This window comes from Endozoicomonas montiporae CL-33 (genome assembly GCF_001583435.1).
GTDB lineage: Bacteria > Pseudomonadota > Gammaproteobacteria > Pseudomonadales > Endozoicomonadaceae > Endozoicomonas_A > Endozoicomonas_A montiporae.
On the sequence record NZ_CP013251.1, the window covers coordinates 1,868,254 to 1,891,383 of the forward strand.

The window sequence follows — 23,130 nt, forward strand, 5'->3', positions numbered from 1 at the left end:
ACAATGAAAAGCATCCTGTTGATACGAATTCATCCTGCCACTGCTGCTATCAGTGGCAGTTCACTGACCCAATGGGGAATCTTCTCCGGTCAGGGTGAACTTCAGGGCGATGTCCATGTTTCGGAACTGGGTACGGTCAAGAGAGATTATCTTTCCGTCAAAGGACTGGAAACGGACCAGAACGCTCTGGCTGAGGAGGATTACCTTCCGGATCAGGTAACCCTTCTGTTGCCCGGAAGCCTTGCTTTTCACCGTTTCTTGCCCATCAATAGTGGGCAGCGGAAACATTTGAATACTGCTTTACCTTACATGCTCGAAGAAGACCTTGCCGAAGATGTTGATACTCTCCATCTTGCCAGCCAGCTCTCTTCAGACAAGGAAAAGGTCTCTGTATCCGGATTTTCCCATAAACAGTTTCAGGCACTGCTGGACAGTCTGGATGAACAGGGACTGAGTGTTGATAGTACACTGGCTGAGACCCAGTTACTTGAAACAGAAGCCGGACAGGTTGCGCTTTTAATGGAAAGCCAGTCTGTCACTGTACGAATGCCTGATCAGGCTGCAAACCATCTGGATTACGATGCACTGCGCTTTGTTCTGGAAGGCCTGAACCGTTCAGGCAACGATGGTGACATCGTGCAGAGCCCTGACCTTGAAACCGAAATTCCTGCCATCACCAGTATTAAAGTTTTTTATCCTGAAGACTCTTTTGCGCCCGGAGATGATAAGTTTGAGCAGGTGCGTTCGTGGCTGAATGAACAGGGCTGGTTGGTTGAAGAAGAAGGTTTAAACACCTCGGTGTTTGAGCATTTTGTCAGTCTCTACTTTAACCGACGTAAAAATATTCGTTCAGCTCTGGTTGATTTACGCACCGGAGCCTATCAATGCCCAAGGCGGGCCAGTCGGCGTTTACGCAAATGGAAACCTATGGCGCTGATAGCCAGCCTCTGGCTTATGCTGGAAATGGGTTTGATGGTTGGCGAAGGGGTTACTTTTCAGCATGAAGCGGCCCAGTTCTGGGATAAAAGCGCCTCGCTGTATCTGGAAGTTTTCCCCCAGGATCAGCAGGTTCGTGAGGCTTTAGAGAGTGAACATCGGTCAGTCAATGTAAAAAGCAGAATGGAAAGTCGGCTGAAAACGGCAGGTACTCATCCAGCCAGTAAGCCATTCCTGCCACTGTTAAAAAAAGTATCGGCCGTATCTGCTTCTTTGCCCGAGGCCAGAATAAAGCCAGTCAGCATGGATTTTAACGATACAACCGGCAATCTTGTGCTGGAACTCAGAGCCGAGAGTCTTGAATCGGTCAATAAACTGCTTGCTGCGACGAAGTCAGCGGGGCTGATGGCAAAGCTGGACAGCGCCAATCAGGAAAAGAACGGTGTTAACGCAAGAATGACCATCAGCAGGTGACCTATGGGTATGCAAAAACTAATTGCAGAGATTCAGGAAAATCCATTCTGGCAGCAGTTGCAAACTCGCTATGAATTGCTGTCATCAAGGGATCGGCAGGCTTTAAACTGGCTCGGAGCGTTTTTACTGGTAGCCATGGTATATCTGCTAATCTGGGAACCTCTTAGCAACTGGAGTGAAAGCCAGAGAGAAGATTATCAAAGGCAGCAGGTAGTGCTTGAATGGATGAGTGACCACTATGAAGCGGCCAGAGATCAACAGAAAAAACAGAAAACGGCGGGTGGTCAGAGAGAAATTTCATCCATTGTTGCCAGTACTGCAAAGCAGGCTGGTGTTACCCTCAGCCGGGTGCAACCGGATAGAAAAGGCTTGGGGGTGTGGATTGAAGATGCCGCTTATCAGAAGTTTCTTAGCTGGCTGGTAGTACTCAATACCAAGTTTGAATTATCCATTCAGCAAGTCAGGCTGGACAAAGCCAAGGAAGAAGGTCGGGTTAAAATCTACCTCCACTTGTCCAACTGAAAGAGGCTTTTATTGGTACTTTAATACTGCTTTGGCATTTCTATTGAGTAGCCTTGTAGGGCCAGTCAGGAGTGAGGATGGCTTTTTTCTGGGCACCTTTCTGTTTGAAGAATGTTTCGCCCAAAAAACTGTTGACTCCTTACGTTTAATCCGTAAAATGCGAATCCGCTGACAGGGTGATTAGCTCAGCTGGGAGAGCATCTGCCTTACAAGCAGAGGGTCGGCGGTTCGATCCCGTCATCACCCACCATTTTTAGTGTAAAGAATTACGTGAAGCAGAAGCTTCATAAAGAATATGCGGACCGGTAGTTCAGTTGGTTAGAATGCCGGCCTGTCACGCCGGAGGTCGCGGGTTCGAGTCCCGTCCGGTCCGCCATATTTCAAAGCCCTAGCGACATATGTCGTTAGGGCTTTGTTTTATCTAGCCTAGTATAAAGGGCTGTTTCTGTACCTTCCGTAGTTTTCAACCTTCGTCGTTTAACTGCATTTTTGCCTGTTTTTTCTGTGTTTTTCTCTCTTCTCTCAAATGCTGTGGTCTACAGCGGTTGACGATCCACAGCTTTATTTCCTGTTTTCAATCAGTACGTTAGCTTTTGTTTTGACTGTGGTTCGAGTTTCGGTTCGTTGGCATTCCGGCGTTAAGGGCTCGGGGCGCTGAGCCAATCTATTTATTCTGCACGATCTTCTTCAGTGGCCTGTACAGCCAGTTCGAAAGACTCTTGAACATCTTCAAGCCAGTACATGACTTCATCAGGCGCTTTGCCTTGTTGAGCAATATTACGCACCAGCAACAAGGTATCTTTCATCTTGTTCAGGTTTCGTACTGATTCCCAACTCATGCCTTCATGAATATGGAACATCAGTTTATCTGAATCCGGAAAACCAAAGTGTTCATTTACTGCGTTTCTTAAGTTTTCCCAAGAACCCTGAAGATCAGAGATGGCTGTTTTGATGTAGCCGGTTGGCTCGGTCTTAAAGCTCATAATGTGTTGATTAGGTTTAGTATGGTGGGACTGAAGTATATCTTATTGGCGAGGGTGATGATAACGAGCGCGGATTGATATGAGGCAAGTAAAAGGTCACTATCAGTTCGACAGTGACCGGGGAGAGATAGCGGCAATTTTCATAAAGTGATCTCGTTGTTCTGTCCAAAGCGTGGGGAAGGTCTTCATACAGTCCTTGAGAGAAAGTACCCACTCACCTGTATTACACTCGATGCTGCAGTTTTACCTAAACAAGTAACGTATTTATCTCGATTCTAAGCTGCATCTAAAAGTTTAAACTTCCGGGCGTGTGCTTTGAGTGAGTCAGTTGCCTTTTGTTCTCCCAGGTCTCTACCAGCCATATGCCTGCTCGACTCCCGCTTGGGCAAAGTATGCTCTAAGGCTAAGGCCAGAGCCTTAAGCTCGGTATCTGGATCTTCCGATTCAACCACTGATTTCACCGTAGCAAGCAAGGCTTCTGCATTGAGGCGTTCGATCAGACAGCCTGCGGGCATTCCGGCCTGTTTGTTTTTCAGTAGGACGAATTGCTCAGGGTGCAGTAACAGCATGTGTTCGCACAGCAGGCTCAGGATCACGCCGCGCTGCGATCCGTCAGCACCTTGCTGTTTGCTCAACCTGTTCCAGCCACAATGAGCTTTCCAGTCTTGAATGAAAACCTCGACCAACCACCTCAAGGTGTAAATCCTGGCTATGTCGGTATGCCGCCATGACATATCTGAAGCCACCAGATAGCGATAATCCTCTTCACCCTCATACTTCAGGGCAATAACAAAACGTCTTTTCCCATGAGCCTTAACATACAGCCGAGCAGCCAGCATCGTGACCTGCTCTTCTTTGCCACCGCGTATTATGAGTTGAGTTTCAGCGCCTTTCTGGCGCGAAAAGTAAGCTTTGAGAGTCGCTTCCGAGTGGTTTCGGTTGGATACTTTCTGATTCGAGCGCAGTTGGCTGACAACCTGGGCTCCGCCTGTTATTTCCGCAGCCTTATCCATAAAGTCTCCTGTGCCATACAGTGCATCAGCGAGAATTGCTTTGATCGTAATGTTGGGAAACGAATCAACAAATTCTTGCAGCATAACCAGCGTCAACGACTGCATGGTGGGGTAACGAACATGATCTGGCTCAGGACGGTTCGGTCGTTCTTTTTTCTGAATGCCTTGCTTCCTGAGCGCCTTGTCTTTCTTCCTCCATGCAGATAACTCAGGGTCAGGAATATAAAAGCGAAACCCTACTGGAAAGGTAGCTACTTCAGTAACGAGCACCATAAACACCAGTTCCTGCCCATTAAAATAACCACCTGTTGATTTGTCTTTTATCTTATGGGCACCGTCGATTTTTGAAGTCCTTTTAGTGCGCTTTTTTCCTGTATCGTCGATAGCAAGGGTTCCACTTTGTATTCCATAGCGTAGAAGAATATTTCTGACGCTGGCCTGTAGCAGGCTTTGCCATGCAATTTCTGCTTGATAAAACATCCAGCACAGACGGGTCGCTTTGAATCTGCCTAAGCTTCTGCGCTCAAAAGCAGCCCAGTTAATAGTTTTAGTTACAACGATTCCCATGATAAAAACGCCCAGTGCCACTTTCTTGGATCTACTCAACTGCGCAGAGGAATTGATGGACTTGAGCGAATCATTCAAAGCATCCAGAAAGGCAGTGACAACGGGTAATGGGCGAATTAGCAAGATACGACACTTGACGGTTATTAAGTTCCTATGAGATCTTACCTCCAACCTGCTGCTGTGGCTATGATGGAATCTCGCAAGGCTTGAATTCGGAGCTGCAGTAGTAGTCTGCTCTTATGCCACCCTGCCATTTCCTGCTCTCCCTCAAATATCAAAAACTGCAGCATCGAGTTACAGAGAATGGCTTCCTGAATATCGGGTGCCAGGCAGGTTAGACGAGTCACTTTGGCAACACGGCTTTTGTCTGTCTTTTCCTTTTTTGCCAATGCCTCCATATTTTTGAACCGACCAGACTCCAGCATCTTCATCCACCGATGCCCCTGAATCAAAGCCCTTTGCAGTGACACCATATCTTCGTGCCCAATCATACCGTCCGGCGTTTCAATGGTGGCTTTACCGCCCCGGTGCATATTCCGGCCTCCCGTGAACACCCACTCCGGTTTATCGTGAACGCTCTTTCCGCAAAACCGTGAACACCCATTCCGCTTTATCGTGAACACTTTTTGCGAATTTCCGGAATCACCGTTCACGAAGCCGGAATAAGTGTTCACGACACCGGAATCATCCCCGGAAAGAACCAAAATCCTCTCCTTAAGCATTGATTTCATTCAACTTGTGCCGCTTTTCCTTATTCCACAACAACAGGGAAAACGGCCATGCCAAAGGAAAAGAGGCTATCAATGCGAAAAATTCGGGAAATCCTTCGACTCCGCCACGAGTGCAACCTGTCTACCCGGCAAATATCCGCCAGCGCCAGAGTCAGTACCGGGGCGGTCAGCAAGTATCTGAAGTTATTTGAAAAGTCCGGGCTGTCCTGGCCTTTGCCAGACGATATGGACGACTCTGCCCTGATAAACCGGTTGTCGCCTGAGACATCAAACCGCAAACACCAGGGCTTTATCGAACCCGACTGGACGGAGGTTCACAGCAGCCTTAAGCGTAAGGGCATGACCAAACAGCTGCTCTGGGAAGAGTACTGCGAAGTTTACCCCCACAATGCCTACAGCCACAGTCAGTTCTGCCACCGCTACAACGAGTGGTGCAAGAAGCAGAAACGCTCTATGCGCCAACAGCATAAGGGCGGCGAGAAGCTGTTTGTGGATTACGCCGGGCTGACTGTTCCCATTGCCAGCAAGGAAACGGGCGAGACATCACCTGCCCAGATCTTTGTGGCGGTGTTGGGAGCGTCCAATTATACCTACGCAGAAGCCACCTGGACCCAGGGTTCGGTAGACTTTATTGGTTCTCAGGTCCGGGCGTTCCAGTTCTTTGGCGGAGTTCCCGAAATGCTGGTACCGGACAACCTGCGCAGTGCTGTGACCAAGGCCTGCCGTTATGATCCGGAGATTAACCGCAGTTACCAGCACATGGCTGAACACTTCGGCTGCTCCATTCTGCCTGCACGCCCTTACAAGCCAAAAGACAAGGCCAAGGTAGAAGCCGGTGTACAACTGGTGGAACGCTGGATTTTAATGCGTCTGCGTCATACAACGTTCTTCTCCCTGTCAGAACTGAACTGGGAAATACGACGCCTGCTGGAAGACCTGAACCACCGGCCATTCAAACAGCTGCCCGGTTGCCGGCGCAGCCAGTTTGAGTTGCTAGACAGGCCTGCGTTGTCTCCCTTGCCCAGGCAGCCTTATGAGTACCTTGAGTTCAAGATGGCCAGGGTCAACATTGACTATCACGTGCAGTTCAGCAGCCATTACTACTCCGTGCCACACCAGCTGGTCAGGGAGCAGGTGGCAATCCGTGGCAGCCATAATACTGTCCAGATCCTCTACAAAGGCAAGCCGGTCACCAGCCATGTCCGGCAATACGCAGCCGGAGGTTTCACCACCAAGCCGGAGCATATGCCGAAACGCCACCAGAAACAGCAACAGTGGACACCGGGGCGGCTGTTGCGCTGGGCGCAAAAGCTGGGGCCGGATGTTCTGAGGTTTACCCGACAGTTACTGGACGGCAAGCAGCACCAGGAGCAGGCTTACCGGGCTTGCCTTGGACTGTTAAACCTTGAGCGTGAATACGGACAACAGCGGCTGAACGCCGCCTGCGACCGGGCTATCAAAACCGGAGGCCGTCGGGTAGGCAATGTACGCTCCATCCTGAAATCCGGGCTGGACAAGGTACCCATTGAGTTGCCACAGGAAAGCGACAATGAACGGGTTACACGCAGCCATGAAAACATCCGTGGCGCAGGCTTCTTCCAGTGAGGTGCAGGATATGATCAATCAAACGATGACCCGGTTACGTAGCCTGCGACTGAGCGGCATGGCCGAAGCCCTTGCCCTGCAACAGGAGCAACCCGGCACTTACGAAGGACTCAGCTTCGAAGAACGACTGGCCCTGCTGGTCGACCAGGAAGACGCTGACCGCAGCAACAAACGGCTGGCCAGACTGCTCAGGGCAGCCCGGTTCAAACTGTCTGCCACGCTGGAAGACATTGACTATGAGCAGCCACGGGGCATTACCAAATCACAGATGGCGACACTGGTCACCTGTGACTGGCTCAGACGAAAACAGAACCTCCTGATTACCGGCCCTTGCGGCACAGGGAAAAGCTGGTTGAGCTGTGCCTTCGGACATGGTGCCTGTCTGCGAGGCCTGAGTACTCGCTATTTCCGTACGTCAAGATTACTGGAGGCAATGACCATTGCCCATGGTGATGGCAGTTACAGTAAACAACTCAAACAGTTAGCCAGGGTTGACCTTCTGATCCTTGATGACTGGGGATTGGAGCCACTCAGCCAGAACCAGCGTAATGACCTGCTAGAAATTATGGATGACCGTCATAACCACAGTTCTACCATCGTAACCAGTCAACTACCGGTCTCAAAGTGGCATGACAGTATTGGTGATGCCACCCTGGCCGACGCCATTCTGGATCGACTGGCCCACAACGCCCACCGGATAAAACTCAAAGGAGAGTCCATGAGAAAAACAAGGGCAAAACTGGATGATCGTGAACACCCAAGCTAAAAATTAAGAGAGGCAATGCTTAGGGAAGCGGAGGTGTTCACGCTTTCCGGAATAGGTGTTCATTTTGACCGGAATATGCACCCGGTGAAAAATCCGGATGGGGACGGTCACTTTGATCAAGTTTACCTCTTCCAGAAACTCAACGGTCTCTTCAGCGGTTTTCCTTATTCTTGCCATTATGCAGCTCCTTGCAGTTCTTGGGTGACGGCATTAATGCCGTCGGGCTGGTAGTAAATGGTCACTTGGTTCAGATCCAGCTCAATGCGCTTGATCAGCAATTCAACCAGACGACGCTTTTCCGGTGCGAACAGTTCATCCCAGATGGAAGCGAGATCGTTTAATGCCGTTCGAATGACTTCTTCGCTGATGGTGTTATCCACTTCACTGGCTTGCTGCCAGACTTTAAACAGCAGCTCCGGGCTGGTCAGTCGTTTGCGGGTTTCTTCCAGTATCAGGTTCTCCACCGCTGTGGCCGACAGAGGCGGCAGGGGCGCGTTTTTGTAACCTTTGGCCTGTGCAGTGCGACTTACGTAATAACGGAACTGTTGCCCGTTACGGCGTGTACTGCTGGTGGTCAGTGCATGACCATCAGGCCCGAACAATAGCCCTCGCAAGAAGGAAGGGCTCTTTCTGCTTCGTGATTCCCTGGAACGCAGGCTGGCATGCACATCGAAGGTACCATGAGCCTTCGCCCACAAATCCATAGTAATAATCGGTTTGTGCTCACCGGGATACCATTGCCCTTTGTTACCAATCTCACCAATGTAGATTCTGTTCTTCAGAATACGGTGAATGGTGTTTTTGGCAAAGTCGATGCCACCTCGGTTACCACCCTCCCGCAAAGCTATTTGTTTGGTTTTATGACCCTGTTCGTTCACTACTTCACAAGTGGCAATGATCGAGCGTGTTTTGACGAAAGTTTTAAAAATCAGCTTAACGACTTCCGCTTCTTCAGGATTAATAATGAGTTTGCGCTCATTGACGTCATAACCCAGTGGCGGATTGCCACCCATCCACATGCCTTTCTTTTTCGAGAGCGCTCCAAGCCGGGCTCGGCTGAACATCTATGAGTAACTTTTCTCCCAACTACTGTCTACATGCCTATGATAGAAAGGAAGACATACCCGGACCAGAGACCGTAAACACACTGGTGCCTTTTGCCCGTTTGAAAGCGTGGTCGGGGAGCTGGCGACAACATCACTGATGACGCAATATGCGATCTCGTTCGGAAGAATGCGAATCATCGACAGCCCCATATCCGGATATGCCTTCGCACGGAAGTATAGAGGGTAAATCATGTCTCGCCGCAGCACATCCAACCGTTCCCATTCTGACAGAGTCAAAAAGCGTATTGCCGGACATCTGGAGAAAATCAATCTCTTTGCTGCTGGTATTGATATCGGGTCAGAGTCACATTTTGTTGCTGTGCCAGAAGAGTTAGATGAACAACCGGTGCGTTCGTTTGGCTGTTTTACCGCAGACCTTGAAGCTATGGCTGACTGGCTCGTAAAGCTTGGCATTACCACCGTTGTGATGGAGTCAACCGGAATTTACTGGATACCTGCGTTTGAAATACTGGAATCCCGGGGACTTGATGTAAAGCTGGTCAATGCACGACATGTAAAGAATGTTGCCGGACGTAAGTCTGATGTTCTGGACTGCCAATGGCTTTTGCAGTTACATACTTACGGATTGCTCAATGGCGCGTTCCGCCCGGATGAACAGGTTTGTTCATTGCGATCCTATAGACGACAACGTGACACTCTTGTTGGCTACCGTGCTTCCCACATCCAGCATATGCAAAAGGCACTTCGACAGATGAATCTGTTACTGGATAATGTGGTGACTGATATTACCGGAAAAACCGGTATGACTATTATCCGCGCCATACTGAATGGGCAGCGGAATCCTGTGGAGCTGGCCAGATATCGTGACAAGCACTGCAAAAAATCCGAGGAAGAAATCGCCAAATCCCTGAAGGGGCATTATCGGGATGAGCATGTATTTGCTCTGCGGCAAGCTGTTGAACTTTACGATACTTATGATGAAAAAATCAGGGCTTGTGACAAAGCTCTGGAACAGAAGCTCAACACATTTGACAGCAAAGATGATAAAGACTCTCAAAAGCTTTCTACGCCAGATAAGCCTTCAAAAAAACGGAAGTCCCGTTGCGCTCCAGACTTTGATGTACGTTCAGAACTCAACCGGGTGAGCGGTGTCGATCTGACTGATATCGATGGCATTGATGAAAATACGGCTCTGAAGATTGTTTCAGAAATCGGTCTGGATATGAGTCGATGGCCTTCCGCTAAACATTTTGCCTCCTGGTTAGGGCTCTGTCCCGGAACCAAAATATCCGGTGGTAAAGTTCTGAACCGGAAAACCAAGCGTTTGCCAGGCGCAGCCGCAACAGCATTCAGGTTGGCGGCTTATTCACTGACCAGATCAAAAAGTGCTTTGGGTGCTTATTACCGAAGAATGCGAAGCAAGCTTGGTGCTCCAAAGGCGATTACGGCAACAGCGCATAAGCTGGCAAGGCTGGTTTACAGTATGCTCAAGCATGGGAGCCAGTATGTAGATGAAGGTCAGGAATACTTTGAGCAGCGGTACAGAGAAAGAGTTTTGAAAACCCTGAAGCAGAAGGCTAAAGATATGGGCTTCACATTAACGCCGGTTGAAACCGCCGTCGGTTAGGGTTGTTTTAGCAACCGGCGAGCTCATGGGGAGTTACTCAGAAGAAGCGGGCTCTACCTGTTGCTTGTCGTTTGTTGCTTGAGTAACGTGTTTTTCAACAATCAAACCGCTGTCAACATCAACAGCCGCCTGCACATTATAGGCTTGCTCAAAGCCACCTCCCGAGGTCGGCATAATGCGGGAATCAGGATCTGTCAGGTTGACCTGATCCTTGTCTTTCGGGCCTGCTTCGGGGGCTTTGGGTTCTTTGCCTCTGGGCTTTTTGCCGGACTCTCTGATAGCTTCCCGGCGAGCCACTTTTTCCTTGTATTCTTCCAGTTCCTGCTGGTAACGCTCCTCGGCACGCCGTTCTATTTCAGCTTTTGCCCTGACAATGACAGCAAGACGGTCCTCGCGCCTTTCAAGCTCTTCAGGAATAGAAAGCTCTTCAGGCAGATCTTTTGCATCGGCTTCCTCTGCCATTTTCAGGAGTTCATCCACTTCAGCTTTGAGTTGTTTTTCCAGCTTACAGGCATATTCATAGCTGAGAGCTTTATGCTTGCTGGCATTGGCTTTCATTTTGGTTCCATCCAGGCTAATGGTTCCCATTTTCAGCCACTGGGCTTCTTTGGCAATCATTAAAATCCGGGTGAACAACGCACTGATCTCTTTGCGAAACCGTTTGCGGAAAGCGTTGATGCTATCGTGGTCTGGGTGCTCATTGGCGCAAATGAAACGAAAAGCGACGGAGTCGTAAGTAGCCTTCTCCAGCTTTCGACTGGAAAAGACACCAGTCGTATAGCCATAAAACAGCAGCGATATCATGAGAGATGGATGCCAGGCCTTGGAGCCCCTTCCACTATAGGCTTTGATGAACGGACCAAGATCAAGCTGCTCAATGATCTCTACGACAAAACGGGCAAGATGACGTTCCGGCAAGTAATCATTAACGCTGGCTGGAAACATGTCCGGCGTATTACGATCAACGGTTCTGAAAGTCCATTTGTTCATTTGTCAGAGGTCGCGGTTCTGGATGGTAATAAGAGTATTATGCCTGATTTTTGCTCTTAGTCCGACAGGCTCCTAGATACCCTGCTAGTCCTTGGGCGTGGGATACAGCAACGATGGACGCTGTTATACCTGCCAGTATGGTCATTAGTTTAAGCGCAAGCTGGCGACCCGAACCACAATATAATGCTGTTTATGTGTCCGGTACTCATTCAGGTGTTTCCGTCAACGTGAAGCGGGCAGCAACAGCAGGGGATAAACCAGCACCGGATATTCTGGAAGACTGGCTAACCGAAACGCAGGTTAATACAGAACGGGGCAGGAACGAATTAGCCAAGGGCGGTAATCAGAGCGTGATTACACTGCATATACCTCTAACTGATACCAACACAGCACCGGGACTGGTGGAACCGGGACAGCTGGTAGAGGTTCAGGATATTAACAATAATTGACGAGCACTTTGTCTTTCTACCGCTATAAGAACCAGCCCAAACAGGGTTGTTCAGCAAATTGAGCTTGAGCGTCATTACTAACGCTGTGGAAAATACTGCGAGGTGAAAGTCAAATAACCCTGTCTGCCGCCCTCACGGCTCCATCGTTCAACAGACTTAATGATTCGCTTCAGGCACTTCTGCAACTCTTCCGACGTTTTTATAAAATTTTCCGGATCAAACTGATAAGCAAAATCTCTGGTGATAGCGATAACTTTATCCAGCTCAACACGACCCAGACGCCACTCGCAGACGGTAATAAGCCTCTGCATGATGATATCTTCTGCGTCGGACAGGTGCATATTTTTGGGCTCTCGTTTCGAGTATTCCGCCCGATAATGTTCAATGGTTGCCTCCAGTGCCCGCTTAACCTCCCAGTCTTCCAGAACTCTATGTTGGTGATAGAAATCCATAATAGGAAACTCAAGATTCTGAAGCACGTCTTCATATTCTTCGGTGATATCCACGGCTCATACCTCACTAATGACAGAGAGATAATAGCTCATGGCAACGACCAATATCTGGCAACAGTTCAAATCCTTGATTCCTGAAGGCGTTAAAACGGTAGTGATGATCACCACCCACAACAACAATGGCACTAGGAGCCTGTCGGACTTAGCCGACCGTAGCGAGAAAAAGACCGGTTTGAGACAGTTTTGACGATCATTTGAGGCGAATAGCGAGCTATTCAACGAAAAGGATCGTCAAAAATGGCCAAATCCGGCTTTTTCGCAGTAGGTCAGTGGTAAGTCCGACAGGCTCCTAGCACCGCCACGCTCAGAGATGGAACTGTGGTGGTTGTAAAGGGAAATTTCGTCAGTACCGGAAAAAAAGCATTTGTGCAGGATGGAGAAGTGAAGAGCGCTGCGCCAGAGCTGGCGCAGTATGAGGCGGAGGTTTGACGATCCTTTGTGTCATCGCATGACACTGCTTCATCGGGTGAGCGTATGTAAGACCGGTGAGCGATGGTTCATGGCCAGCCACTGTGACCGACCCAGTTGGTAGGCGCGTAATTCTTTGTATAACGGATGTTTGGGGTCAAGACGAAGTTGTGTGATAGACATAATGACCACTTGCTTGCCAGTGGGTGTTGAGATTTCGCAGGCCAGGGCAAGTCCGCCTTCACTTCCAATATAGTGACAATTGGTGATTTTAAGTTTCATACCTTTCTTTATTTTCACAGAGGTCTGATCGTTGGAGCGGAATTGGCTGATCATCGACTTGCCGGGTGTGACAAACATCGGCAGATGTGGTTTTAGTCGTTCTATCAGGTCGTTTACGAGTTCTTCTTCAGTCATGGTCAAAATGTCCGGTGTGATAATGCCAGAGAGTTCAATGATAAAAGTAGACCATCAGGCTCCCTGTAAACGTGTTGCAGGGAGTGGGTCATACTCAGGCTTTTAGCTTTGAACGTGAATTCTTGAGATGGGCTGATTTAAAGTCTTCCGGCTTGATGGGTAGACTTGCCACCTGCAGGTGAGATTTATTTCCCAATGGAGATATCATGAAATCGACGATGAACCTCGGGTCATGGTCGTATTCTGAACACTTGGCTTCAGTCACTTTCTCCAGTTTTTTTCGCAGTGCATTTTCAGGATCATCAAAATGTGCAAGCAGTGGTTCAATCACATAGGGGAAAAGCACCGCTTTGTCATCATCGTGGAAATGACCAAGGTTCCAGTAACCGATAACCAATCGAAATATAGCGTCGATTTCTTCTTTTGAGGCGGCATCGTTGTAGAGTGGCGATGCAAAATTGTTGATGATGACAGAAAGCTTTGGTAATCCGACACTGCTGGATTCTAATGTGACTTCTCCAGTGTCGTTCGTATGTTTATCAAGTTTCTTCTGCCAGCGCTTAATGAGTTTTTTCCGCTCTCTTTCCTGCTGTCGTCGTTGACTTCTTTCAGACACAACTGTCATATCTTAATTAAACCTTTAATCCACTGTTCCAGATTTGGAGGCAAAGCCTCCCTCAAGCACAAAGCTCCGCAACAAGTCCGCTGCTTTAATATTCACCTTGAAGGCCGGGATTGCCAGCCCTTCCTGCGCTTCAAAGTAAGCTTTGGCTTTGGATTTGTCGATGGTGGCTTTCAGAGCATCAAACCGACCATAGTCGTTCAGATTCGCCTCGGTGATCTTCGTATTCATCAAAGCCAGTAATTTATTTGCATCAATGCCCAGATGATCAACAATCGCTTCTATTTCCTGCTGTTTTTCCCTGGACTGATAGTCAGTGAGGTAATCACGGAAGCTGCGAGCCGGGTCAATGTCTGCATCGCCACGCTGAATATCACGGAGAAATATCTCGGCGATCTTCTGCTCGTCCTGAGACAATGTTGCAAACGACCGTTGCAGTTCAGCCAGCGTTGCCTCCCGTGATGCTTGATCGCCCCCTGCCAGCTCTTTCAAAAACTTCCTGAAACGTCCGTTCATATAATCCGCATCAATCTTGCCGGTGTCGATTTCGGTAATATGGCTGTCGATATCGAAAGGCACCGTTCCGTCATCACCGCCGCCACCGCCTTTGCTCAGCTCTTTGTAACGCTGTAGCAGAGTGTTGTATTGCTCATGGGTAAAGTCGAGGGTGACGGTTTGCTTCGGGTCGTCAAACGTGTAATCGCTTTTTTCCCAATCGAATCCCTGAATTTTTGCGGCTTCCAGAATGCCCGTAAACTCTTGGAACAGTTTGGCAAAAGCCGCCCGTTCGCTGCTGTCGTCGGGCAGTTGTTTAAAATCGTCAACACCGGCAGCCGTAAAAATAGCCGCTATTTCGGCAAAACGGCTGTTCAGTCGTTCAAGGTTGCCGGGCAAACGATCCACAAACAGACCAATGGGTTTATCGCCGGAATACAGTTTGACCGCAGCGTTCACATTGCGGGTCATGGTGTGGGGTTTGCGGTAGTAGCGAATGGTACCAAAGGGCTTTTCCAATGGATGAAACAGGCGATTGGTGCGGGAAAACGCCTGAATAATATTCTCGTAGGTCAGCACCTTGTCCATATACAGCGTGTTGATCCATTTGGAATCAAACCCCGTCAGCATCTGATCCACGACAATCAACAGGTCGAGCTGTTTCTCCGGCTCGTTGGCTATGCGGTTATGGGGCTTTTTATGAGCTAGTCGGGCGGCGATGTCTTTCTTGAATTTGCCATGAGTGCCAAGGTCGAAGTTCTGCCCGAAGGTCTGGTTATAATCGTCCAGCAGTTCCACCAGCCCGTCGGATTTAAACGCTGTGCCGCCATCGTTGTCGATGGTCGGGTCAAACAGGCAGGCAATTTTTAAATCCGGGCAGCGGGCTTTCAGCAGCCGGTAATAGGTGATGGCTTCGGGAATGCTGTGGGTGGCAAAAATGGCATGGAACTTATTGCCCTGACTCAGGGTGAGCCAGTTATCGGCAATATCCTCAACCACAGCGGTTTGATGCTCTGTCCGGTCGTACTGGCTGTTGGGCAGATGGTCTTCAATCCCTTTCTGGTAAACGCCGGTGTCGTCCCGATGCCCTGCCATGGGCACATCGTTCATATAACGGTTAAAAACGACTTTTTTCTTCGGATCGGCAAAGGCTTCTTTTACCGTGTTGGCTTTGGCTTTTTCCAGAGCAACGGCTTCCCGCACATCCCTGTCTTTGTAGGTTCGCACTTCGTAAGGGTCAAACCCCAGCACGTTTTTATCACGAATCCCGTCGGCAATGCTGTAGCGGTGCAGTTCGCCGCCAAACACATCGGTGGTGGTGTTGCCTTTACGAATATTTTCTTTGTGAATCGGTGTGCCGCTGAAGCCAAATAAAATAGCGCCCTTAAAGCTCTGTTTAATGTTGATCAGCATATCGCCAAAGGTAGAACGGTGGCATTCGTCGATAATAAACACAATGCGTTTGGCGCGCATGGTGTCCAGGTCGTGCGCTCTGAGTCCGCCGTCTTCGTCTTTCAGGCGGCTCATTTTCTGGATAGACGTCACAATGAGCGTATCCGCCGGATCGGTGCTTTTCAGTTTACTGATCAGCACGCCGGTGTCTTCGGTGGCTTGTACGGCGTTCTCGTCGCCTGCAAAGTCACGGTAAGCTTCCAGCGTTTGCGTGCCCAGCTCTATACGGTCGAGCAGAAACACCACCTTGTCGGCATCTTTGGAGTTGGCAATGAGCTGGGCGCACTTGAAGCTGGTCATGGTCTTACCGGCACCGGTGGTGTGCCAGATAAAACCACCCAGTCGATCCGGGTTTTTCCAGTCGGTTTTGGCGACCTTGTCGGAAACCGCGTGGGCAGCGAAATACTGATAACTGCGCATGACTTTCAGCACACCGTCGGACTCGTCCGCCACGGTATAAAAACCAATCAGCTGATGCGCCATAGGGATGGAGAGCAAACCGGAAGTAAACGACTTCCAGTCGTTAATGGGTTCATTGTTAAAGTCCGCCCAGTGAAAGGCGTAATCTTTATTAAACTGCCCGTCGGGGCCGGGGTTGGCAAAAAACAGTGCTTCGTCGGGTTCCATGGCGACAAAAATCTGCACCAGAGAGAACAGCCCGGTAAAAATCCCTTCGCGACTGTACTTTTCAATCTGATGATACGCCTGACTGACCGGCACTCCGCTTTTCTTCAGTTCCAGATGAATCACCGGCATACCGTTAATCAACAGCAGCACATCACCCCGCCGGTCGTTCAACAGTTTAGAGCCTCGTTCAAAACGGGGTTGTTGAACAATCTGATAGCGGCTCTGTCCGGCGGCAATCTCGTGACGGTCGTAAATCTTCAAGCTGACTTCCTTGCCAAAGTGCAGGGTGTCGGCGGGGTTGTCCCGTTTGACGCTGACGGTTTTGCCGTTAATAAACCCGTTCAGCTTCAGGGGCGTGCGCAGGTCGGTAAGCTGCTCCATAATCTGCTGCATTTCGCCTGTGGTGAGCGGGACTTGATTGAGCTGGTCAATGCCTTTGTTGTTCTCCAGCAAAATGTTCGCCCAGTTATCCAGCAAGTCCTGTTCGGTGGGGTGTCTGATAATCTCAGATTCCCAGCCCCGTTGGGTCAGCTCGTGGATAACGGCATTTTCAAAATCGGTTTCACGGGTAAAGGTGGTCACGGTGGCTATCCCTGTTCGGTATTATTGATCCGGTTTCAGACAAACATCTTCTCCAGACAGGCGGATTTGATCTGTTTGAGTTTTTGCAGTTGGGTGTTGTGTTGGGCGATCAGGTTGTCGAGTTTGCGGAAGTAGGTGCCGATTTTTTGTTGCTCTTCCTTACAAGGAAAAGTAATCGGCGTATCGTTAGCCTGTTCCACGGTATAATGTGCAATGGTGCCAATATGAGAAATGTTTTTCAGGTATTTTTGGAAATTTACTGAAGACAAAAAAGTGTATAAGAAACGGCTGTCTAACGCATTTCTAATCTTGAACCAAAGCAAATCAGCATCTTTGAAGTACAACGGGTTATCGTTATTGACCAGATATGGAATTCCGATAGAACCTCCGCCTGTAACTAAAAGGTCGCCTTTTTGAATTCGTCCTACCTTCGCAGAGAGTGCTTCATAAAGATCATGTGATATGAAAGCTTTTGTATTACTAACTCCTTTGTATTCTGAAACAACATCGCTTGATCTGAAAAAAGGAACGCCAGCCTTCGTCCATTCCTCTTTGTGGACGCGTGCTGCGGATGTGATTGAAATAACTTGTCCAAGAGTATTTTCCTGCCACTCCCCAGCAAACCCCTTAAACCGAATCTCTGGAGTAGAGGCTCCCTCTTGCGGAAACATCTTCTGCAACATCGCCTGCTTCAGTGTCACCAGCTTGTTTTGTTTGCGCTGGTGCAGCTCGATCATGCGATCCAGTTTTTTGAAGAAGGTGCCGATTTGGGTTTGTTCTTTTGTAGACGGTATGGCAACTTTTACTTCGGCTATATCGCTTTGGCCTATAGTTGTCATTGTTGTTGTTTTCCCACCAAGAATAAACTGACGGCGTGAGTTAACAGTCTTGAGAGCATAAGATAAAAAGATAGGAACAGCAGATTTTCTACAGGGCTGCATTCTAATCAAGTGACCATCAAATGTTAATTCTTGGTGAGTGCTCAAATTTACATTGGAATATGCGATCCCCTCTTTTACTAATGATGATCGAGTGAAAAATATATCGCCAAATTCGACTTTCGATTTTAAAAATTCTTTTCTATCTATATCAATGAGAGACAGTCTATCTATGTCAATAGAGCTACCAGAAAACATATCCTTGACATTAATCAGTCGGTATCCACTACCAACTTTATCTGGATCATTGAATACACCATTGGTGAAATCTTTCTCCGTCAAGTTTTTAAGCTTCTTCTTAATCCATTCACCACTAAACCCTTGAAAACGGACACTGGGTTTTTGGGTATCTTGGTTAGCCATCTCAACCACCCACCAACAGATTTTTCAGTTCCGCCAACCCTTTTAGGTCGAACTCATTTCCGTCCAACTCATCCAGCATATCCGCCAGTTCCGTTTCCGTCTGTTGAATCTCACGGGCGTTGTCGGCGTAGGTCACGCCGTACTTTTCCACCAGCGCTTGCAGCTTATCGGTTAAACGGTCAATCTGCTGGCCGGGCAGTTGGTGCAGGGCGTTGTTCAGGGGCGTAATCCACTTGCGTTCCAGCAGCTCGTTGACCTGTTCGTCGCTTAACCCTTCAATGGTCTTTTTCGTTTGCAGGTGCAGGGCATCGGCGGCTTTTTTAATGGCGGCCTTGAGGGTTTTTTCCTCGGCAATCCACTGGGCGACCTGAATGATTTTGGCTTCGTAGGTGTCCGGAGCAAACGCGCCTGAGGTTTTGGCTTCCACGCTCAACAGTTTGGCTTCTTTGGTGACGGCGGCATTGACAAATTTATCGCCGGATTCGTGCACCGCATCGCGCTCTTTATCTTCCTCGCTCAAGCTTTCCAGCGTTTCTTCAAACAGGGCGCTGATTTCACTCAGGCGATTCTCTTTGGCGCTCAAAGCGTCCAGCGGTGCTTTCAGCAAAGTGGTTTGCACCAGCTCAAAGGGCAGTATGCGACCTTTCCAGCCTTCCTGTACTTCGGTGTCTTTGCCCTTTTTCTTTTTGATCACCATGTGAGGATCGACAACCCGTGAGGCATCAAACCCCTCGGTTTGCAGGATTTCCAGATCAATGGCGATGTGATGCCACTGGTCTGCCAGCAGTTGGTAGGCGTGGTACTGATCCAGCAACGGCAGTGATTCCATGCGGTCAAAAATGCTGTCACCCATCCGGATTTTCTGTCGGGGAATGTGCAGGCTCATGGCCTTTTCGATCAGTTCGGTTTTCAGGTGAGCAGGGAAATTGTCAAAGGCATCGGCAAACTGTGCGTTAAATTGCTGCACTTGCGGGTGTTCGACAATGGCTTCGGCAAAGTCGTCTACTGTCGGAGTGACATAAAGGGTGCCGTCGTCGGTAAACAGTGCGCTGCGTAAGTCGGGGAATGCCTGCCAGTAGTCGCTCAGTGCGTCCAGCTCATGGTTGGGGATGCCGCCAAACATGGAGGCGTAGAGATCCCAGCTTTCAGCGGGTTCCGAGGAATCCACGTAACGGGGAATATTCAGGTTGTAGCCGTTTTCCCGAATGGTGTCTTTGCTGACGACACGGCTGTAGTTGGGCACACTCTGGCGACCGATCACGGTGTCGCAGATTTTGCGGATATCGCAGGCTCGCAGTTTGTTGTTTTTGCCTTCTTTTACAAACCCTTTGGACGCGTCCACAATCAGCACGTCGTTGTTTTTGCGTTTTTGCTTGAGCACCAGAATGGTGGTTGGGATGCCGGTGCCAAAGAAGATATTGGCGGGCAGACCGATAATGGTGTCCAGATGGTCGTTTTCGATCAGGTTTTTACGAATTTCACCTTCTTCACCGCCTCGAAAGAGCACGCCGTGAGGCAAGATAATCGCCATAATGCCATTGGGCTTCAGGTGATAAAGGTCGTGGAGCAGAAAGGCGTAATCGGCCTTGGATTTGGGCGCAAGGCCAAAGCGGGCGTAGCGGGGGTCGCTGTCTTTGTGTTCCGGGTCCCACTTTTGCGAATAAGGGGGATTGGAAACAACGGCATCGAGATAGAGTGGGTTGTAGGAGTTGACCGGGTCGTTGTCGTCAAAGAACGGCCAGTCGTCTTCCAGTGTGTCGCCGTTGCGGGTGACAATGTTGGCAGGCAGAATGCCCCGCATAATCAGATTCATGCGGGTCAGGTTGTAGGTGTTCTCTTTCAGTTCCTGGGCAAAGTATTTAATGGTGCTCTGGTTGCCCATGTGTTTGGCAATGGCCTGACCGATATTCAGCAACAAAGAGCCGGAGCCGCTGGTGGAGTCGTAGATATCGATCTTCTCTCTGTCCTGAACGTGGTCAGCCACAATTTCAGAGATCAGCACCGAGACTTCGTGGGGCGTGTAAAATTCCCCGGCCTTTTTACCGGCATTGGCGGCGAACATGCTGATCAGGTACTCGTAGATAAAACCGAGTACGTCGTAACCCTGCCGTCCGTCCATGGGAATGTCTTTAATCAGCTGGATCAATTCGCTGATGGCTTTGGTCTGTTTGGCGGCGGTGTCGCCCAGCTTGCTCAGCCCGGTTTCAAGGGTTTTGAAAATGCCTTCAAACAGGTCTTTGTGCTCTTTGTGAATCAGGCGGCTGAAAGCTGATAATGCGGTACGAACATGTTCAACACCAAAGTCGCTGCCCTGTTCAATCCATGTTGAAAACAGATGTTGATGGGCAATGAAGTAGCCGAGGTTTCGCTTGATAAAGTCAACGGTTTCAGCATCGTCTTCGGTCAGGGCACGAATATCCTCGGGGCTGAAGTCCTGACTGACGGCAAACTGCTCAAGCTTGTCAGACAGGTACTTGTAGAAGATAAAACCAAGAATGTAGTCCTTGTACTCATTGGCTTCGATTTTCGACCGCATCTGGTTGGCGGATTCCCAGATTTTGGCGGCGAGCTGCTGTTTGTTCACAGGGGTTCCTTACAAGGGGCATATTGGTTGCCAATTGTATGTGCAACGGGGGGATCTTGCTATGGGGTTTTACCCGTTATTCGCCATCCATAAAAACCAATGCAATATAAAGGCGAGTGTGGAAGGCACATTGCCCTCGTGTTTGGTAGTATCCTCGTTATCTCTTTGAATAACCGCCCGTTTTATTATGCAGCCAACGACAGCTTCACCCTATCACCCGCAAACCGATCATCAACCCATGGTGCATTTACAGGGTTCTGTAGAACGGGTGACGTTTCACAGTGAAGCCAGTGGATTTTTTGTCATTCGTGTGAAGTGCAAAGGGCAACGTGATTTGGTGACGATGACCGGCAATACGCCGTCTGTAACGCCCGGCGAGTTTGTGGATGCCAGTGGTATCTGGTTTAACGATCATAAGCATGGCGTTCAGTTTAAGGTTAAGCACATTAAAACGGTCACGCCGAATACGCTGGAAGGGATTGAGAAATATCTTGGTTCGGGCATGGTGAAAGGTATTGGCCCCCATTTTGCCAAGCGTCTGGTAAAAGCCTTTGGTGAAGATGTTTTCGATATTATTGAAGAAAACCCGGAACGGTTAACCGAACTGGACGGCATCGGCAAAAAACGACGAGAAAAGATTACTTCTGCCTGGTCGGAACAGAAAGTGATTCGGGAAATCATGGTATTTCTGCAATCTCATGGTGTCGGTACAGCTCGTGCAGTTCGTATTTATAAAACTTATGGCGATGAGTCGGTGGCCAAGGTGCAGGAGAACCCTTACCGGCTCGCACTGGATATTCACGGCATTGGGTTTAAAACCGCCGATGACCTTGCCATGCAGCTGGGTATTGATCGGGTGTCGTTAATTCGGGCGCAGGCAGGTGTTCGTCATGTGTTGCAGGAGTGTTCTGGCGATGGTCATTGCGCTCGTGCGTTTGTGACGCTGGTGGATGAGGCGGTCAAGCTGCTGGAGATACCGGAAGACACGATTAAAGAAGCGATTCAGTGTGAAATTAATGAAGACCGGTTAACGCCTGAAATGATTGATGAAATACCCTGTTTGTTTTTAACGCCGCTGTTTCGGGCTGAGCAGGGTGTGGCGAATCATGTGAATCGTCTGTTTAAAGGCAGTTCAAGCTGGTCAGGCATTGCGATGGATAAGGCGATTCCCTGGGTTGAGGAGAAAAACAGCATTCAACTGTCCGATTCTCAAAAGGGTGCCATTGAGCTGGCAGTGCAGAATAAGTTCTGCATCATTACCGGTGGCCCCGGTGTGGGTAAAACGACGGTGGTCAACAGTATTCTCAAAATCATTCAGGCTAAACGGGTTGAGGTGACGTTGTGTGCGCCGACGGGTAGAGCAGCTAAACGATTGTCTGAATCGACTGGACAGGAAGCGACGACCATTCACCGATTATTGGATTTTGACCCTTCTGCCTTTGACTTCAAACGTAATGCTGAAAACCCTCTGGAAACCGATCTGCTGGTGGTGGATGAATGTTCTATGGTGGATGTGGTGCTGATGAATCAGTTGTTACGTGCGGTGCCCGATTCGGCAGCGGTTTTGCTGGTGGGCGATGTGGATCAGTTGCCTTCGGTGGGACCGGGTTCTGTGTTATGTGATTTGATTGATTCAGGCAAGGTGCCGGTGGCGAGGCTGACAGAGATTTTCCGGCAGGCGGCAACGTCTCAGATTATTACCGGTTCGCATGCTATCAATCGTGGGCAAGCGCCCAGAATCACCAAAAAAGGTGAGAAGACGGATTTCTTTTATGTTACCGGCGAAGAGCCGGAAGAGCTGTTTGCCAAGCTGATGGCGGTAGTGACCCGGCGGTTGCCGGAAACCTTTGGGTTCGATCCGGTGAATGATATTCAGGTGTTGGCACCCATGAACCGTGGGGGCTTAGGCGCTCGTAGTCTGAATGTGGCGTTGCAGGAAGCGTTGAACCCTGATGCTCATCCTAGGGTGACTCGCTATGGCTGGACCTATGCGCCGGGCGATAAGGTGATTCAGACGGTGAACAACTACGACAAGGAAGTGTTCAATGGGGATATTGGTCGTGTGACTTCTATTGATATTGAAGAAGGTGAGGTGATGATCGAGTTTGATGGTCGGGAGGTGTTGTATCCGGTGAATGAACTCGATGAAGTGTCGCTCGCTTATGCAACGACGATTCATAAAAGTCAGGGCTCGGAATACCCCTGTGTGGTAATTCCTATGGCAATGCAGCACTTTACACTGTTGGAGCGTAACCTGCTGTATACCGGCGTGACACGGGGCAAGAAAATGGTGGTGTTGGTGGGGCAGCCCAAGGCGGTGGGCATGGCGGCCAGAAGTATGAAGTCTAGCCGCCGGTTGACGAATTTGCAGGCGAGATTGGGGTAGAGGTGAGTGGCTTT

Annotated in this window: 20 protein-coding genes and 2 tRNA genes; 10 read left to right on the forward strand and 12 right to left on the reverse strand. The window is 49.3% G+C overall.

Translation table 11 applies throughout. From position 1 onward, the window contains the following. Positions 1–3 precede the first annotated feature (3 nt). From gspL to EZMO1_RS08415, 4 genes are all read left to right on the forward strand, one after another. The gene (gspL, locus tag EZMO1_RS08400; protein ID WP_034874193.1) at positions 4–1,410 is read left to right on the forward strand and encodes a type II secretion system protein GspL; all 1,407 of its coding nucleotides are present in this window, start codon (positions 4–6) and stop codon (positions 1,408–1,410) included. A 9-nt stretch (positions 1,411–1,419) separates the two neighbouring features. Beyond that, positions 1,420–1,932: a type II secretion system protein GspM gene (gene gspM, locus EZMO1_RS08405; protein ID WP_160174031.1), complete on the forward strand. Its 513-nt coding sequence runs from the start codon at positions 1,420–1,422 to the stop codon at positions 1,930–1,932. A gap of 174 nt (positions 1,933–2,106) precedes the next feature. Next, positions 2,107–2,182: transfer RNA gene (locus tag EZMO1_RS08410), tRNA-Val, on the forward strand. A gap of 49 nt (positions 2,183–2,231) precedes the next feature. Then, positions 2,232–2,308, forward strand: a tRNA-Asp gene (locus EZMO1_RS08415). A 292-nt stretch (positions 2,309–2,600) separates the two neighbouring features. On the opposite strand, the gene EZMO1_RS08420 is transcribed toward EZMO1_RS08415, so the two are convergent. The 3 genes from EZMO1_RS08420 to EZMO1_RS08430 form a co-directional block, all read right to left on the reverse strand. Beyond that, the gene (locus EZMO1_RS08420; protein WP_034874191.1) at positions 2,601–2,915 is read right to left on the reverse strand and encodes a hypothetical protein; all 315 of its coding nucleotides are present in this window, start codon (positions 2,913–2,915) and stop codon (positions 2,601–2,603) included. A 275-nt stretch (positions 2,916–3,190) separates the two neighbouring features. Continuing rightward, positions 3,191–4,618, reverse strand: coding sequence for a transposase (locus EZMO1_RS08425; protein ID WP_145912534.1), 1,428 nt, complete (start codon positions 4,616–4,618; stop codon positions 3,191–3,193). 38 nt (positions 4,619–4,656) lie between these two features. Then, a complete protein-coding gene (locus tag EZMO1_RS08430) occupies positions 4,657–5,226 on the reverse strand; it encodes a hypothetical protein (protein WP_051789634.1) in 570 nt (189 codons plus the stop codon). Between the two features lie 72 nt (positions 5,227–5,298). Between EZMO1_RS08430 and istA the strand changes: the two genes are divergently transcribed. Together istA and istB are read left to right on the forward strand one after the other, a co-directional pair. Next, complete coding sequence (istA, locus tag EZMO1_RS08435; protein WP_145912490.1) at positions 5,299–6,831, forward strand: IS21 family transposase; 1,533 nt, start codon at positions 5,299–5,301, stop codon at positions 6,829–6,831. A gap of 10 nt (positions 6,832–6,841) precedes the next feature. Next, positions 6,842–7,597: an IS21-like element helper ATPase IstB gene (gene istB, locus EZMO1_RS08440; protein ID WP_034875356.1), complete on the forward strand. Its 756-nt coding sequence runs from the start codon at positions 6,842–6,844 to the stop codon at positions 7,595–7,597. Positions 7,598–7,600: 3 nt separating this feature from the next. Here istB and EZMO1_RS26635 read toward each other — a convergent pair whose 3' ends face one another. Both EZMO1_RS26635 and EZMO1_RS08445 read right to left on the reverse strand, forming a co-directional pair. Beyond that, positions 7,601–7,774, reverse strand: a complete 174-nt coding sequence (locus tag EZMO1_RS26635) for a hypothetical protein (protein ID WP_160174030.1) — start codon at positions 7,772–7,774, stop codon at positions 7,601–7,603. Then, positions 7,774–8,661: a recombinase family protein gene (locus EZMO1_RS08445; RefSeq protein WP_082211799.1), complete on the reverse strand. Its 888-nt coding sequence runs from the start codon at positions 8,659–8,661 to the stop codon at positions 7,774–7,776. The genes EZMO1_RS26635 and EZMO1_RS08445 overlap by 1 nt, the downstream gene beginning before the upstream one ends. Positions 8,662–8,893: 232 nt before the next feature. Here EZMO1_RS08445 and EZMO1_RS08450 point away from each other — a divergent pair, with 232 nt between their 5' ends. Beyond that, complete coding sequence (locus EZMO1_RS08450; protein WP_061509380.1) at positions 8,894–10,291, forward strand: IS110 family RNA-guided transposase; 1,398 nt, start codon at positions 8,894–8,896, stop codon at positions 10,289–10,291. 33 nt (positions 10,292–10,324) lie between these two features. Here EZMO1_RS08450 and EZMO1_RS08455 read toward each other — a convergent pair whose 3' ends face one another. Continuing rightward, entirely contained in the window at positions 10,325–11,281 is a 957-nt protein-coding gene (locus EZMO1_RS08455; RefSeq protein WP_051789633.1) for a transposase, read from the reverse strand. A 113-nt stretch (positions 11,282–11,394) separates the two neighbouring features. On the opposite strand from EZMO1_RS08455, the gene EZMO1_RS08460 reads away from it, so the two are divergent. Beyond that, positions 11,395–11,730 (forward strand): hypothetical protein, encoded by a 336-nt coding sequence (locus tag EZMO1_RS08460; protein ID WP_034874187.1) that lies wholly within the window; start codon positions 11,395–11,397, stop codon positions 11,728–11,730. 77 nt (positions 11,731–11,807) lie between these two features. Here EZMO1_RS08460 and EZMO1_RS08465 read toward each other — a convergent pair whose 3' ends face one another. Continuing rightward, positions 11,808–12,236, reverse strand: coding sequence for a hypothetical protein (locus EZMO1_RS08465; protein ID WP_034874186.1), 429 nt, complete (start codon positions 12,234–12,236; stop codon positions 11,808–11,810). Positions 12,237–12,273: 37 nt separating this feature from the next. On the opposite strand from EZMO1_RS08465, the gene EZMO1_RS26640 reads away from it, so the two are divergent. Then, positions 12,274–12,429, forward strand: a complete 156-nt coding sequence (locus EZMO1_RS26640; RefSeq protein WP_160174029.1) for a hypothetical protein — start codon at positions 12,274–12,276, stop codon at positions 12,427–12,429. A gap of 272 nt (positions 12,430–12,701) precedes the next feature. Here the strand turns inward: EZMO1_RS26640 and EZMO1_RS08470 are convergent, their stop codons facing one another. The 5 genes from EZMO1_RS08470 to EZMO1_RS08490 all read right to left on the reverse strand — a co-directional run bounded on the left by EZMO1_RS08470 (position 12,702) and on the right by EZMO1_RS08490 (position 20,730). Continuing rightward, positions 12,702–13,067, reverse strand: coding sequence for a hypothetical protein (locus EZMO1_RS08470; protein ID WP_034874185.1), 366 nt, complete (start codon positions 13,065–13,067; stop codon positions 12,702–12,704). A gap of 94 nt (positions 13,068–13,161) precedes the next feature. After that, entirely contained in the window at positions 13,162–13,692 is a 531-nt protein-coding gene (locus EZMO1_RS08475) for a hypothetical protein (RefSeq protein ID WP_034874184.1), read from the reverse strand. A gap of 15 nt (positions 13,693–13,707) precedes the next feature. Further along, positions 13,708–16,845, reverse strand: coding sequence for a type I restriction endonuclease subunit R (locus EZMO1_RS08480; protein ID WP_034874183.1), 3,138 nt, complete (start codon positions 16,843–16,845; stop codon positions 13,708–13,710). 35 nt (positions 16,846–16,880) lie between these two features. After that, complete coding sequence (locus EZMO1_RS08485; RefSeq protein WP_051789631.1) at positions 16,881–18,146, reverse strand: restriction endonuclease subunit S; 1,266 nt, start codon at positions 18,144–18,146, stop codon at positions 16,881–16,883. A 1-nt stretch (position 18,147) separates the two neighbouring features. Next, positions 18,148–20,730 (reverse strand): type I restriction-modification system subunit M, encoded by a 2,583-nt coding sequence (locus EZMO1_RS08490; RefSeq protein ID WP_034874182.1) that lies wholly within the window; start codon positions 20,728–20,730, stop codon positions 18,148–18,150. Between the two features lie 187 nt (positions 20,731–20,917). On the opposite strand from EZMO1_RS08490, the gene recD2 reads away from it, so the two are divergent. Next, positions 20,918–23,116: an SF1B family DNA helicase RecD2 gene (gene recD2, locus EZMO1_RS08495; RefSeq protein WP_051789629.1), complete on the forward strand. Its 2,199-nt coding sequence runs from the start codon at positions 20,918–20,920 to the stop codon at positions 23,114–23,116. Positions 23,117–23,130 lie beyond the last annotated feature (14 nt).

What these genes read in the sequence shown, in the direction of transcription:
- gspL (WP_034874193.1), top strand. Translation starts at nt 4, where the DNA reads ATGAAAAGCATCCTGTTGATACGAATTCATCCTGCCACTGCTGCTATC.
- gspM (WP_160174031.1), top strand. Translation starts at nt 1,420, where the DNA reads ATGCAAAAACTAATTGCAGAGATTCAGGAAAATCCATTCTGGCAGCAG.
- EZMO1_RS08420 (WP_034874191.1), bottom strand. Translation starts at nt 2,915, where the DNA reads ATGAGCTTTAAGACCGAGCCAACCGGCTACATCAAAACAGCCATCTCT.
- EZMO1_RS08430 (WP_051789634.1), bottom strand. Translation starts at nt 5,226, where the DNA reads ATGAAATCAATGCTTAAGGAGAGGATTTTGGTTCTTTCCGGGGATGAT.
- istA (WP_145912490.1), top strand. Translation starts at nt 5,299, where the DNA reads ATGCGAAAAATTCGGGAAATCCTTCGACTCCGCCACGAGTGCAACCTG.
- istB (WP_034875356.1), top strand. Translation starts at nt 6,842, where the DNA reads ATGATCAATCAAACGATGACCCGGTTACGTAGCCTGCGACTGAGCGGC.
- EZMO1_RS26635 (WP_160174030.1), bottom strand. Translation starts at nt 7,774, where the DNA reads ATGGCAAGAATAAGGAAAACCGCTGAAGAGACCGTTGAGTTTCTGGAA.
- EZMO1_RS08445 (WP_082211799.1), bottom strand. Translation starts at nt 8,661, where the DNA reads ATGTTCAGCCGAGCCCGGCTTGGAGCGCTCTCGAAAAAGAAAGGCATG.
- EZMO1_RS08450 (WP_061509380.1), top strand. Translation starts at nt 8,894, where the DNA reads ATGTCTCGCCGCAGCACATCCAACCGTTCCCATTCTGACAGAGTCAAA.
- EZMO1_RS08455 (WP_051789633.1), bottom strand. Translation starts at nt 11,281, where the DNA reads ATGAACAAATGGACTTTCAGAACCGTTGATCGTAATACGCCGGACATG.
- EZMO1_RS08460 (WP_034874187.1), top strand. Translation starts at nt 11,395, where the DNA reads ATGGACGCTGTTATACCTGCCAGTATGGTCATTAGTTTAAGCGCAAGC.
- EZMO1_RS26640 (WP_160174029.1), top strand. Translation starts at nt 12,274, where the DNA reads ATGGCAACGACCAATATCTGGCAACAGTTCAAATCCTTGATTCCTGAA.
- EZMO1_RS08470 (WP_034874185.1), bottom strand. Translation starts at nt 13,067, where the DNA reads ATGACTGAAGAAGAACTCGTAAACGACCTGATAGAACGACTAAAACCA.
- EZMO1_RS08475 (WP_034874184.1), bottom strand. Translation starts at nt 13,692, where the DNA reads ATGACAGTTGTGTCTGAAAGAAGTCAACGACGACAGCAGGAAAGAGAG.
- EZMO1_RS08485 (WP_051789631.1), bottom strand. Translation starts at nt 18,146, where the DNA reads ATGGCTAACCAAGATACCCAAAAACCCAGTGTCCGTTTTCAAGGGTTT.
- recD2 (WP_051789629.1), top strand. Translation starts at nt 20,918, where the DNA reads ATGCAGCCAACGACAGCTTCACCCTATCACCCGCAAACCGATCATCAA.